The organism is Shimia sagamensis (assembly GCF_900182745.1).
GTDB lineage: Bacteria > Pseudomonadota > Alphaproteobacteria > Rhodobacterales > Rhodobacteraceae > Shimia > Shimia sagamensis.
In genome coordinates this window covers 495,840-508,675 of sequence record NZ_FXTY01000003.1, presented here as the reverse complement: position 1 = coordinate 508,675, position 12,836 = coordinate 495,840, and the positions used below count along the sequence as shown (strand labels likewise).

Sequence of the window (12,836 nt, the reverse complement as noted above, 5' to 3'; positions counted from 1 at the left end):
TGTGATTGTAGCCCAGACTTACAGGCCCGCCAAACAGGTGTATTTGGTGATCATATAATCCTCCAAACCCTGGCTGCCGCCTTCTTTGCCCATGCCACTTTCTTTCACGCCACCAAACGGTGCTTCCACGGTGGTGATCAGACCGGAGTTGATGCCCACCATGCCATACTCCAGTGCCTCGTTCATGCGGAAGGCCCGCGCGAGGTCTTTGGTATAGGCATAGGCCGCAAGGCCAAAGTCGGTGGCGTTGGCCGCTGCAACCGCGTCAGCTTCGTCCTCAAACTTGAACACTGCCGCCAGCGGGCCAAAGATTTCGTCTGTTGCGAAGGACATCTCTGCCGTTGCCCCGCTGATCACGGTTGGTTCAAAGAAGGTCTGCCCCAGCGCATGGCGATTGCCACCCAACTCCACGGTGCCTCCTTTGGCTTTGGCATCCGCCACCATGCCCTCGACCTTTTTGACAGCGTTCTCATCAATCAGCGGGCCTTGCACCACGCCCTCTTCAGAGCCATCACCAATTTTCATCGCCGCCACAGCGTCCTTCAGCTTGGCAACAAACGCATCATGGATACCCGCCTGCACATAGAAACGGTTGGTACAGACACAGGTCTGCCCCATATTGCGGAACTTCGCGATCATCGCGCCTTCGACAGCTGCATCCAGGTCGGCGTCATCAAACACGATAAACGGCGCATTGCCGCCCAGTTCCATAGAGACCTTCTTCACCTGATCCGCCGCCTGACGCAGCAGCAATTTACCCACTCCAGTGGAACCGGTGAAGGTCACCTTGCGCACGTCGTGGTTTTCCATGATCGCGCCACCAATGGCAGGCGCATCGCCGGTTACGATGTTCACAACCCCATCTGGGAAGCCCACATCCTGACACAACTTGCCCCAGACCAATCCGCTATAGGGTGTCTGTGGCGCAGGCTTGGCCACCACGGTACAGCCCGCCGCCAGTGCTGGTGCAATCTTGCGCGCCAGCATCGAGCTTGGGAAGTTCCACGGCGTGACCATACCCACCACACCCACAGGGTGGTGCGTCACCATCAGACGTTTATCATTGGTGGGCGACGGAATGATCTCCCCTTTGGAGCGACGGATTTCTTCGGCAAACCAGCGCACATAGGCCGCGCCGATGCCAATTTCGCCCCGCGCTTCGAACAGCGGCTTGCCCTGTTCGGCCGTCAACAGCTGCGCGAGGTCTTCCTGATTGTCCATCAACGCGTCATGCAGCTTATGCAGCAGGCTCACGCGCTCCATCAGATTGGTCTTGGACCAAGTCTTAAACGCCGCGCTCGCGGCCGCAATTGCGCGCTGCGTTTCCGTGCCGCCCGCTTCCGGCACCGTGCCCAACACCGCGCCGGTGGCCGGGTTGGTGATTTCCGTTGTCGCGCCGTTGTCGGCCCCGACCCACTGGCCGCCAATTAGGTTGGTTTCCAGCAGCAGTCCATTGAAGTTGCTCATGTCTGACCTCTCGAAAAGACAAATTGTGTGTGTTGATGATAACTCTCCCCCGGCCGCAACACGGCCTGAGGGAAATTCGTGTGGTGATGGGCGTCCGGCCAGACCTGCGGCTCTATCGCGATCCCTGCACAGGCGCCCATTGGCAGTCCATTTAGTCCAGAGCGCTCAATTGAGATTGGTGCGCCATCATAGACCTGCAACCCCGGTTCCGTGGTCAAGCAGGTCATTTGCAGCCCCGACAGGTCACTTGAAAGCGTCGCGACACGGCGCATCGGCACGCGGTCCTGTGACAGGCAGAAATTGTGGTCCAGCGGATGCGCCTTTGCCACAGGCGCGGCTTCGCGGAAATCAAAGCGCGTGTCCCTCACCGGTGCAACCCGTCCTGTTGGGATCGCTCCTGAATCCACCGGCAGATAGCTGTCTGCTTCAATCTGCAACCGGTGGTCCGCGATGCTCGCGGCATCATCCAGTGTGAAGTAGCTGTGGTGCGCCAGGCTGCAAAGCGTTGTCCGATCCGTTTCCGCCCGCAGCTGAATGTCGAATGTGCCACCTTCCACAAGCGCAAACGTCACCCGAACTACAAGTGTACCGGGAAACCCCATATGCCCGTCCGGCAGCACCGCCTTGAGTGTCACGCAATCGTCGGCAACCTCGGCAATCTCCCAAAGTTGGCCACCCAAGCCCTCTGCACCACCATGCAACGTGTGCCGGTCGCCATCATTGGTGTCGACCTGATAGACCTGCCCATCCAATTCAAGATGCCCGTCGCGGATACGATTGGCAAACCGCCCGACCGTGGCGCCAAAATACGGTGACTCCGTCAGATACGGCGCAAATTCCGCAAACCCAAGCACCAGTGGCGCGTCATGACCGGCAAGCCGCAAATCCTGCACCACCGCGCCATAGGTCAGCACATGGGCCTCAAGCCCGCCGCCTTTTAGCGTCACGCGATGCACCTCGCGGCCATCCGGCATATGCCCCCAGATCTCTGTCACCAAAGCCCCCTGCCCTGTTGTGCACCTGCGTCTTTCCTACCACCAGAGGCCTAAGAGTAGAGCCAGAGACCACTGATGCTGACGCCAGATGCAATCACGTGCGACGCCTGCCTGCAAGGACTTCCGGAAATATGATCAAATTTTTTCGCGCCGCCCGGAGCTGCCACGCACCCAAGGCACAAAACGCGACGCAGATGTCAGTCTGCGCCTGAAGTCAGGACCACATCCGCAATATAGCCCAAATGATCAGACGCCTCAGCGTGGTCGCCCTCAATCACGCGCACATCAGAGACTGTAAAATCTCCGCTGGAAAGGAAGACATAGTCAATCCGACGGTGCTTCTTGGTGCCTGCGATCACAGGATACGTTCCGCGCCCCAGCACATAGTCAGCGCCTGACTGCGCCATAAGCGCGCTGTCATCAAACGCCTGGGACACAACCGCATACCGCTTGTCTTTGGGTTTGAAATTGAAATCCCCCATGAACAACACAGGCGCATTTTGTTGCGCCAACGGAGCCATCATCTTTTGGATCTGAATGCCCGTGTTGTCGTCGCGGTCCCGGTGCACTGACGTGGCCAGCACGTCACGCCCGCCCACATCCAAATAGGCAACTGGCATCGCCTTGCCATTGCCTTTGCCACGGCTGGTTACCACACGCTTTGTATTTGTAATTGGGCACTTACTGATCACCGCATTGCCCCACCACGGCAGGGGACTTGGATGAAAGGCAAAGGTGCTGTCCATATTCAGCGCACGGGCAATGCGCTCGGTTTGCCCCCAGCCCAGAACTTCCTGCAGCGCCACCACATCCGGATCAGCCGCTGTGATCGCTGCCACAATTGGCCCCACGTCATGTTTATCAAACAGCTGGTGCAGAGGGTTTTTACCGGGGTTCTTGGTCCCAAGGCCGGTACGGATGTTATAGGTCATCACCCGAAGGGTGCCCTGTGCATCACCACAGCTCCGTGCCGCTCGGTCCGCGGAGCCGCCTGACACAAAACCAAACCCCAACACGGCGGCCAAGACCGCCCCTCCCAAACCCCAACGCACCATCAACAAAACTTTCTGTAGTCCTTAAGCAATTCATTGACGTCATCGTAGTGGTACAGTTTGCTGCCATAGGCAAACACGCCGCAGTCACAGTAATCTTTGATGGTTTTCTCGGAGTGCGAAATCATCACAACGCGCGCATCTTTGATCTTGTCCTTGAGCGCCTTTCGACTTTTCCTTTTGAATCGACGGTCTCCAACTGCCGTAACCTCATCGATTAAGTAGCACTCAAAGCTAATCGCCAGGGACAAGCCAAAGGCCAGACGCGCCTTCATCCCACTGGAAAAGGTCTGAATCGGCAGGTCAAGCGATTTACCCAACTGCGCAAATTCCTGCACTTGTTCCAATACCGTTTCCGTGTGGCATCCGTAGACACGCGACACAAAACGTATGTTTTCCACACCGGTCATCATGCCGTTAAACCCGCGTGCAAACCCCATCGGCCAGCTTACCTTTTCGGTGCGGCGCACCCGGCCCGAGGTTGGCAACTCAATCCCGGCAATCATCCGCATCATGGTCGATTTGCCTGCACCATTGTGTCCCATCAGCGCGACATTCTTACGATCTTCAAACCGATACGACGCGTCATCCAGGATCACCTTTTTGACACCCTTCACATTGTAAATCTTGGTCACGTTTTCAAAGGCAATCATGGTCAGGCCCTCTGTTTACGGGTGATACGTTCGGCAAATAGCGCAATGATCACCAACGCCGCCCCAAGCCCAATCGGATACGCAATATTGAGCACATCGCTGCGGTAGTTCGAATAAAACCCTTCCCGAGTCAGCTCCACAATGTGCAAAATCGGGTTCCATTTGATGATGGCCACCGCCTCTGGAGGCATGGTCGAGGGGATGTAAAACACACCCGACAAAAAGAAGAGCGGCCGCGCGAAAATCTTTTCGATGTGCTGCCAAGCCTGGTTCTTTTGATAGAGAATTGCGTTTATCGATCCAACTCCGAACCCAAACAAACACGTGGTCAAAAATGCAAATACCACCAGCTCTGGGTGCGCCGGAAACTGACCCAAACCAAAGGCAATCAGCCCGCTGTAGAACACCACGTTGATCACAATAAAGGTACAGGCAATCAGCGACAGGCGTGCAAACAGCGTGTCCGGCTCTTTGATCATGGGGTAAGACAACAGCGATTTGTTGGACCGAAACGCCCGCATTAGCGATGCAGACAGTTTGTTATAGAACTCCAACGTCAACACAGCCGTGGCAAAAAACAACGCCAACGACGGCCCAAACGGGGCCTGCCTCCCGATGAGGTAAAACAATGTCATCAGAAACGACACCGAGAAAATTGGCTGAAACACGGCCCAAAAATACCCGGAATGTGAGGTTCCAAAGGTCATGCGCGTTTCGCGCAGGGTCAACGCGGCAATGACCCGAATTTGCAGCCAGATGGCATAAAACATCAGCCCGACCTCAGCGCATGTGATCCCGAATGGTGTAAGCGATCAACATGGAGATCGCCCAAAGCGCAAACGAAGCGACTATCACAAGAAAGAAGTCACGCACACGCACCGGATAGGCAGGTTCGTTAGGCACAAATGGGCGCGCGAACACAGCAAGATACCGCTGCTGACGGTCCGCATCCATACGTGCCGTTTCCAAAGACACCATGGCGGAGGCATAGCTTTGCTGTGCGAAGTTCTGTTCAATCAACAGCCCTTCATAGGCGGCCAGCGCCTCAGCTGTGTTTCTTTTGCTGTCCGCATCTCCAACCCGCCCAATCAACGCCCGGCGTTGCAGAATTTGCTCTTCCAGCGCAACAGCTTGGCGGTTGAGTTGAACAAGCATCGGCGAGTCCGCATCCACGGACCCAGACAGCGCGTTGATCCGCGCCTGAATATCCACCAGTTTGGTCTCAAGCGAGGACATCAACTCCGCATCAAGTTGGGCATTGATCACCGGATCCACCGTGCCACGTTCCGCCCGAAAATCCACCAGCTGCAGGCGCACTTTACGTACGCGTTCCTCGGCACGTTCCACTTCTTTGCCAGCAAACTGCACCGAGTCCTGGCGGGCTTTTTCCGACAACTCGTTCACCAATCGGTCCGCAGCTGCCAAGGCCACCTGTGCCAATCGCTCTGCCATCTCCGGATCAAACGCCTGCACCTCATATGTCACAATTCCAGTGGTGCTGTCGTAGGTGGTTTTGATCCGCCATTGCCAGTATTTCACAAGTTCCTCAAACGTGCTGTCCGGGCGGAACCGGGCAATTGGGTCGATAAACTCTTGCGAATAATGCCCGCGCATATCCAGTTCCGCATCCAACTGGCGCAACAGATCTGCACTTTCCAGAAAATTGCGCACGACATAGCTGTCGGAGGTGGTGCTTCCGCTGGGCGAAAGCCCTGTAAAAGAGGTCACAAAATCAGGTGTCCCGCCGCCTTCAAGACCACGGATCACAAAACTGGCTCCGGCAGCATAGCGATCAGAGGCAATGACCCCAAAATACGCCCCGCCCAGCCCAACTGGCACCCAAAACAGCATCAGGAAAGACAGTATCAAACCCCACCGCTTGTGTTTGAGCGGTGACAATTTGGGAGGCGCCTGCATAACACCGGTCGGGCCGTCAGTCTTTGCGGCCGTCTTCAATGCTTTGACTTTTGCCATGTCTTACCTTTCATGCGCCTTCTGGCACCGTCTTCTGCTTTCGTCACAATACCACTGCTTTGCGGTAGAGTGGCCGCGCAACACTCATGTCACGCATCGTTCTAATTAATGTGAGAGACACCCTAAACAAGTTTACCTAACACCTGCAGCCTCCCCACATCAGGAAAAGCCGGGGCAGGTCATATCGACTTTGCCTGCGACCAGAACGGGTCTCTGCGCACATAATCAATCAGCCATCGCCGTGCTGAACTCGCCGACACGCCCTCCAACTCAGGATTCTGCCAGCCAAACACCATCTTTCGATGCGCCGCATCAATGTCCTCAGCACAGTCCAAGTAATCCATCACCGCAGTTTCCGGATCCTGGTGCGACATGATGGACTTGCGGTTGTAAATCGTTTCAAGGCCTTTTGGCACGTCACTCTCCCGCACCAACACCACGTGGCGAATGCGCTGCTTGAGGAAGATCGCTTCCATGCCGGAGATATCACACAGTGCCAGCGCCACTGCAGTTGGCGCGCTGTCATCTTCTTCGATGGTCGCCAAACGGCTCAATTGGGTATGGCAGCCAAATTTCAACTGCAGGCTGGCATGGCGCATGGCCACCGACACTTGCAGCCCGGACCGCCGCAACAGCCGGATGCCAGAGATAAATTCCCGCACCATCGCGGGACGCAGCATGCCCAAATAGGGATGCGGCTTAACGACAACTCGATGCAGGTCCAGGGCGCGCGCCGCCTTTAGAACCGCCATAAACCCGCGCATACCAACAACCGAACTGTAGTTGTCGGCTTCGCTGCCATAGCCTTCCCAAGTGGGCGAATAAAAAATCACCGGCGCCGTGTCTGTAATTCGCGTCGGTTTGATCCAGGGCATGGATTGCACAAATGTGTCACCCATCATCACCAGGCGGCCCTGGTCTACGTCTGACGCGGTGAAAATACCTGCGTCCAGATACCGGTCCCGCGCCAACGGGCCCGCAACGGACACGTAGTCATACATCCGGGACGCCGGTCGCATCGACGCGCTCTTGTTGCTCTCCCCGTGCAAGGTTAACACGTGACGGAAAGACCGATTGGCCACGGTCTGGAGGTTGGACAGCGAATTGAACGGATAAAACAAAACCCCACCCGGACGCAGTGGGAACCGTGAACCGTTGCGGCCCTTGACCGGTCGTACATCAAGATCTGTCGGCAACCGGCTGAACAACCGCTGCATGCGGATCAAAGCGCTGTGGCGCAGCAACAGCGGCGTGTCAGATTTGCCGTAGGCACCACTCTCAAAGAAAGGACGGATTTGGTTGACAGCAGATAGCACCGGGCTGTCCAGATAGACCGCTTGATCAGGCACAGCTTCCACATCTCGCGACGCAATCGGTACGCTTCGCTCTTGCGGCGCGGCCTCAGAGCTATTGCCAGTGGGTTCTTCCCGCGTCACCAAACTATTTGTGTCCTGAACTTTCAACATGGGTTTAGCAGCGCACCACCAAGTTTTCGCTCAACAGCATTTTGCCGGTTGGCGAAGACATCATCGCAATCACGTCGGCAACCTGCTCCGGTTGCATAATTGTGGTTGGGTCTTCATCAGGCGCCAGCTTCTTACGCAGGTCGGTGGCACAGCGACCGGGCGACAGGCACACAACATCGACACCATACGGTGCCAACTCGTCACGCATCACTTCGGACATATTGATCACCGCAGCCTTGGAGGTCGAATAGGACATCCAGCCGGAACGGCCTTTGGTGCCCGCAGTGGAGGCAATGTTGATCACTTTTTCCAACGGATGGTTGCGCAACAGCGCCTCTTGAACGAAGCGGAACGGTGCATAGACGTTCACCCGCATGGTCATCTCAAAATCCACCATGTGGGTTTCGTTGATGGACGCCGGTTTGGCATAGCCTGCATTGTTCACGATGTAGTTCACGGCAACGTTTTCCGCATCCAGCCGGTCAAACACGTCTTTCACAGCTTCCGGATTGGACAAGTCTGCCTCAACTTGGAAAATCTGGCGATTGCCAGAGATGGCGCGGACTTCCGCAAAAGCACTGTCAAAAGCGTCAGATTTCCGTGCCACCATGACAATGCAGCTCACATCGTCGATACCACGCGCGAAACGGCGAGCCGTTGCAAGACCAATACCCTTTGAGGCTCCGCTAATTAAAACAGTCTTAGTCATGGGCAGGCACTTTTCCTTTGCTGTGGAAATCCTTCATCATGCCTTCCGCTATAATGAAATCTTCTGGAGTGGTTATTTTGATGTTGCGGCTAGAGCCCTCCAAAGAGAGGACCGGCTGTTTGGTCATTTTCACCACCATTACAGAATCCTCATTGTAGGACTTGGCTTTCTTCCGAGCTTTGGCGTGCGCCGCAAGCAGGGTTTCCCGCGCAAACTTCTGTGGCAACTGTATATCAAAAACCTTCTCACGTGACACGCCCCGCTTAACGAGGCGTGTTTCCGTGTTGATCCGACACATCGAAAAAGAGATCGCAAGACAATAACCTGCATTCTCTGCTTCATTCTCGATCAGCTCCGACAGCATATCGAATTTTATAAAGGGGCGGGCTGCCTCATGTAGCACCACAATGTCTTTTTCGGCGGCGGCGACCAGAGCTTCACAACTCTCCTGCCGCGTCTCACCTGCTGGAATAATTTTGTACGGCAGGCCGGCACAATAGGCTTCCATGATTTCGCGGGTCCGCTCTTCATAGCCTTTTGGTGCATTGACCACGATCTCAACCACATTTGGGGTACGCACAGCGGCAATAATCGAATGTGCGACCATCGGGTGGCCGGCCAATTTATAAAATTGTTTTGGCTCGTGGTGATTTGAACGCGCACCCACACCACCAGACAACAACAGGAAAGACACCTGAGGTTCGGGGTGGGGACGTGTCAGTCGATGTAAACTCATCAGGTCAACTCGCTATCGCTAATGTTGCCGCCACAATAGCGACGAATTTGGCCAGATCGGTGGAAGGCGCATTTGCGACAAAAAGCACGTCCTTGTCCCGCAGATTGAAGGCTTGAGTCATGAAAATGGCTTCCGGTGAGTTCAGGTCGACCCAATAAATCGTCGGAACACCTTTGGAATAGGTTAAATCTGGTAAAGTTACCCCAGTACTTTTTACCCGATCACGGTTTTCGAACCGAAAAAGGAACACACCGCTGTCATCTGCTGTTTTGTCATCTAGGCCGCCCACTTTGCTTATGGCTTCAGCAAGAGTGACGTTCTCTGTGTTAAACGGATACTGAGACGGCTTCTTCACTGCGCCAAAAGCCGAGAACGAGCGTGGGCTATGTAGCAACTGAACTGTGTCGCGCGGTTGCAACCACACATTGGCATTTCCGGTCGAGACGACCTCATCCAAACGTGCCCGCGCCACGGAGCTGCCCCGCACCAGACTCACTTCCATATCATGGGTTGGCTGCGTTGCTCCGCCAGCCATGGCCACCGCATCCAAAAGACGCAGGCCGCTGGCCGGAATATCAAACCGTCCGGGAGCACGGGAATCACCCACGACGGTCACACTTTGTGCGCCACCTTTTTCGAGAATGACGGAAACTTCTGGATCAACAGCTTTGCCGCGCAGACCGTCCGCAACATCAGTGCGCACCTGATCCACCGTCAAACCCGCCACCGGCAGATTTCCAACGTACGGAATATTGATATTGCCATCGTTGCTAACAATAACCGGGATCGCTGAGGACTTTTGCTCAACAGTCGAGAAGAGCCCCTCAGGTGAGCTTTCCCAAATCCGCACGGTCAGCCGATCACCAACACGGATTTTTGTGCCCGCGCTTGACGTGCTGCGCGAACTGAGACTGCCTGCAAAACCAGCTTTCATTGGCGCGCCGATCTTCCCGATCACTGCCGGTGTAACCGGCACAAGCGCAAAGTTTCGGGTGACGTTTTCGTTGTTCGCCACCTCATCTGTCATGGTGATCATAGCCTTGCTGGTGCCTTGGCCCGGCAAGGTAGAACAGCCCGCAATAGCCAACACAGCAACAGCCGCGACAATTGCCCGGCCCCACCGCATTTTTTCTAGCTTCGCCTTCACAACCATTCTGGTCTTCAACTTCCTGTTATTCGCACCTAGGCTCGCGCCCTTAATACAGATGGAGTTTCCCTGAATACAGGGGCATTCCACCGGTTCCCACCGCATGTTCTGTGACAATGCCAAGGACAGCACCTGTTCTTGGTGCTCTTGAGTGGACTGTATTTGCGAAAGTGGTTACCGATCTAATAATGCTGTCACGCCAATATTTGCTGCGGACGCCCTATGGATCTTTGGACCAATTACAAAATTGAACTTTGCTGCCGAGCTCAGGCTGAGCGCAAACGAGAGTACACATAGTGAATATTTGCCCAAAAATTATTTTTAACGCTCCCAGGCGCTGCGCGGATAAAAGCCCAAAAACAAAGAGAAAGTCAATAAAATAAACATAAACCAGGGCCTGCAACCCACGAAGGTATGACATATTTGCACGCCCCATAACGCCGTTAGGAACCTCCCCCCAAAAGGGCCCGAACCTTAACGCAGCGCTTCTGATTTACGGAAAATTTTATCCAATCTTCAATTTCATCAACTGAGAAACTTCCCCGAAGCTTTCCGCTCCCGCCGCTGAAACAAAACAGGATTCGGTTCACAGGCAACTTTCCGCCGCCATTTTCACGTTCATGTTTCAAAGTCGTAAAAAAGCAACAATTTCCGTGCACAAGACCGCGATTGTGGCAAATGCGCCGTAATTATCCCACCGCAAAAACCGTCAAAAGCCCCACAACCAAACCGGCTGCGGGGCGTTTGCATCACGCAAATTGGTATTATTTTACCCTCGGAAAAGCTGCGTTAAACAACTTTTCCCAATTTATAGGCATCAATCGCGAGGTCTCGACACAGGAGCTGTGCAATCTCGTCGACATCACTGCGACCCAGAATGCCACGTCCTCTTTGCTGGGCCAGATGCAGGCTCACGCCGCGCCGCCACATGTCATGCCGTGCCGGGATCGACATCAAGGCCCGCGTGTCGTCATTAAAACCTGCCAGGTTCCAATAGCCTGCGGTCTCCACCACCTGATCCAGGTAGCGTGCAATGCCATTGGCGCTGTCGTGGAACCACCACGGAGGCCCAAGCCGCAATGCGGGCCAATGCCCTGCCATCGGCGCCAACTCACGCGCATAGGCGCTTTCGTCCAAGGTGAACAACAGGATGTTCATGTCCCGTTCGTTGCCAACCCGATTGAGCAGCGCATCCATGCCCTCTACCCAATTCACCTGCACAGGCATGTCGGCCCCCTTGTGTGCGCCAAACTTGTTATAGAGCGCACTATTGGTGTTACGCTTGCTGCCCGCATGAATCTGCATGACCAGACCATCTTCAGCCGACATTTGCGCCATTTCGGTCAGCATGTGCCCGTAAAACACCTGCGCCTCTTTTGGGGTAATCTTGCCGCTGCACGCCTTGGCATACAACGCCGCTGCCCGTTTCTCGGTCAAATAACAGGTCATCAGATCTGCCACCGCGTGGTCAGTCGCTGTTGCGCCATAGGCCATAAAATACGCCCGTCTGTCGCGCAGTGCTTCCAGATATCCGCCAAAGCTCTCGGTTTCCTGGCCAGTCACCTCAGCCAGTTTCACGATGTCCGCTTTGAAGTCCGGATGCTTTGGGTCCAAAATACTGTCCGGACGGAATGTCGGAATGATCTTGCCACTCAACTTCTGCTTCCGCGCCGCTTTGTGATGGCTCAGATCATCCAACGCATTGTCCGTTGTGGCCAGCACCTCGATGTTGAATTCCTCCAACAGCGCTTGTGGCCGCAACCGCGCCGCCTTCAGTTCCGCGTCAATCTTATCAAAAAACGTATCTGCATTTTCGGCGTTCAGCGTCGCTGTGATGCCAAAGGTCCGCGCCATAGTTGTGGCGAACCAAGCGTCACTGGGGGTGCCTCGGAATTTATGCCAATGGTTGGCAAAAATACGAAAAATCGCTCGGGCATCCCGCTTCTCCGGCGGCACACCGATTCCCAGATCCTCCAACGCAACACCTTGGCTGTAGAGCATCCGCAAAATGTAGTGATCCGGAATGATCAACAGCTCCGCTGGATCGGCAAAGGCCGGGTTCTCTGCAAACCAGCGCGGGTTGCAATGACCATGTGGCGAAATGATCGGCATGTCACGCACACCGTCGTAAATATCCTGTGCAGCATCTGGCAAGGTCAGAATTGGCGTGGTGTGTCCACTAAGAGAAGTCAAAGGCTGGCTCATCGGTCAAACGTCTTTCTGTGCTGGCAGCCCTGTCTTCAAAGGGCCCAAAAGGACCGGCACAAAACACGCGACGTGCTCAGACCAGGCCCAAGTCATTCCTCCCCAAAGACACATAGATACGTTGATGTTCCCCTAACATGAGCGCGGCGCTCTTTCCTTACTTAGGCTCTTTTCACATGGGACACCCCTGCACCGCCCAACCCACAATCTCCCTCGCCGTGCATTCCACAAATTCAGCAAAGGTGCACTCACCAGGCACCTTCACCAACCTTTTGAAAATTCGCATTTTTTCTCAGAGATACTCACACGGGCACAACACAGGGTTGTGAGCGCGAGATTCCCCTCTCAATCGAGCCCACTCTCACATACCTGCCATCACGGACATTTTGGCTCAAATCGTATCAAAGAATCCGCACATTTGACGGTGATGCG

At 55.0% G+C, this 12,836-nt stretch carries 11 protein-coding genes; all 11 read right to left on the bottom strand.

From position 1 onward, the window contains the following. Positions 1 to 18: 18 nt before the first annotated feature. Positions 19 to 1,467 (bottom strand): NAD-dependent succinate-semialdehyde dehydrogenase, encoded by a 1,449-nt coding sequence (locus QOL67_RS10645; RefSeq protein WP_283425943.1) that lies wholly within the window; start codon positions 1,465 to 1,467, stop codon positions 19 to 21. After that, positions 1,464 to 2,462 (bottom strand): aldose epimerase family protein, encoded by a 999-nt coding sequence (locus tag QOL67_RS10640; protein WP_283425942.1) that lies wholly within the window; start codon positions 2,460 to 2,462, stop codon positions 1,464 to 1,466. The genes QOL67_RS10645 and QOL67_RS10640 overlap by 4 nt, the downstream gene beginning before the upstream one ends. Positions 2,463 to 2,659: 197 nt before the next feature. Then, positions 2,660 to 3,517: an endonuclease/exonuclease/phosphatase family protein gene (locus tag QOL67_RS10635; protein WP_283425941.1), complete on the bottom strand. Its 858-nt coding sequence runs from the start codon at positions 3,515 to 3,517 to the stop codon at positions 2,660 to 2,662. Further along, positions 3,517 to 4,167, bottom strand: a complete 651-nt coding sequence (locus QOL67_RS10630) for an ABC transporter ATP-binding protein (protein WP_283425940.1) — start codon at positions 4,165 to 4,167, stop codon at positions 3,517 to 3,519. The genes QOL67_RS10635 and QOL67_RS10630 overlap by 1 nt, the downstream gene beginning before the upstream one ends. A gap of 2 nt (positions 4,168 to 4,169) precedes the next feature. Then, positions 4,170 to 4,937, bottom strand: coding sequence for an ABC transporter permease (locus tag QOL67_RS10625; protein ID WP_283425939.1), 768 nt, complete (start codon positions 4,935 to 4,937; stop codon positions 4,170 to 4,172). Positions 4,938 to 4,947: 10 nt separating this feature from the next. Further along, positions 4,948 to 6,141: a KpsE/RkpR family capsule polysaccharide export protein gene (locus QOL67_RS10620; protein ID WP_283425938.1), complete on the bottom strand. Its 1,194-nt coding sequence runs from the start codon at positions 6,139 to 6,141 to the stop codon at positions 4,948 to 4,950. Between the two features lie 179 nt (positions 6,142 to 6,320). Then, complete coding sequence (locus tag QOL67_RS10615; protein ID WP_283425937.1) at positions 6,321 to 7,607, bottom strand: hypothetical protein; 1,287 nt, start codon at positions 7,605 to 7,607, stop codon at positions 6,321 to 6,323. Positions 7,608 to 7,611: 4 nt separating this feature from the next. Continuing rightward, on the bottom strand, positions 7,612 to 8,316 hold the full coding sequence (locus tag QOL67_RS10610; protein WP_283425936.1) for an SDR family NAD(P)-dependent oxidoreductase: 705 nt from the start codon (positions 8,314 to 8,316) through the stop codon (positions 7,612 to 7,614). Continuing rightward, positions 8,309 to 9,010 carry an IspD/TarI family cytidylyltransferase gene (locus QOL67_RS10605; RefSeq protein ID WP_283425935.1) on the bottom strand — a complete coding sequence of 234 codons (702 nt, stop codon included), beginning with the start codon at positions 9,008 to 9,010 and terminating at the stop codon, positions 8,309 to 8,311. Before QOL67_RS10605 ends, QOL67_RS10610 begins: the two co-directional genes overlap by 8 nt. A gap of 46 nt (positions 9,011 to 9,056) precedes the next feature. Next, on the bottom strand, positions 9,057 to 10,205 hold the full coding sequence (locus QOL67_RS10600) for a polysaccharide biosynthesis/export family protein (RefSeq protein ID WP_283425934.1): 1,149 nt from the start codon (positions 10,203 to 10,205) through the stop codon (positions 9,057 to 9,059). A gap of 783 nt (positions 10,206 to 10,988) precedes the next feature. Beyond that, positions 10,989 to 12,404, bottom strand: coding sequence for a glucuronate isomerase (gene uxaC, locus QOL67_RS10595; RefSeq protein ID WP_283425933.1), 1,416 nt, complete (start codon positions 12,402 to 12,404; stop codon positions 10,989 to 10,991). Positions 12,405 to 12,836 lie beyond the last annotated feature (432 nt).

Bases quoted from the DNA above. Each gene is read 5' to 3' on its own strand.
- uxaC (WP_283425933.1), bottom strand. From the start codon at position 12,404: ATGAGCCAGCCTTTGACTTCTCTTAGTGGACACACCACGCCAATTCTG.
- QOL67_RS10645 (WP_283425943.1), bottom strand. From the start codon at position 1,467: ATGAGCAACTTCAATGGACTGCTGCTGGAAACCAACCTAATTGGCGGC.
- QOL67_RS10615 (WP_283425937.1), bottom strand. From the start codon at position 7,607: ATGTTGAAAGTTCAGGACACAAATAGTTTGGTGACGCGGGAAGAACCC.
- QOL67_RS10610 (WP_283425936.1), bottom strand. From the start codon at position 8,316: ATGACTAAGACTGTTTTAATTAGCGGAGCCTCAAAGGGTATTGGTCTT.
- QOL67_RS10625 (WP_283425939.1), bottom strand. From the start codon at position 4,937: ATGTTTTATGCCATCTGGCTGCAAATTCGGGTCATTGCCGCGTTGACC.
- QOL67_RS10600 (WP_283425934.1), bottom strand. From the start codon at position 10,205: ATGGTTGTGAAGGCGAAGCTAGAAAAAATGCGGTGGGGCCGGGCAATT.
- QOL67_RS10620 (WP_283425938.1), bottom strand. From the start codon at position 6,141: ATGGCAAAAGTCAAAGCATTGAAGACGGCCGCAAAGACTGACGGCCCG.
- QOL67_RS10630 (WP_283425940.1), bottom strand. From the start codon at position 4,167: ATGATTGCCTTTGAAAACGTGACCAAGATTTACAATGTGAAGGGTGTC.
- QOL67_RS10635 (WP_283425941.1), bottom strand. From the start codon at position 3,517: ATGGTGCGTTGGGGTTTGGGAGGGGCGGTCTTGGCCGCCGTGTTGGGG.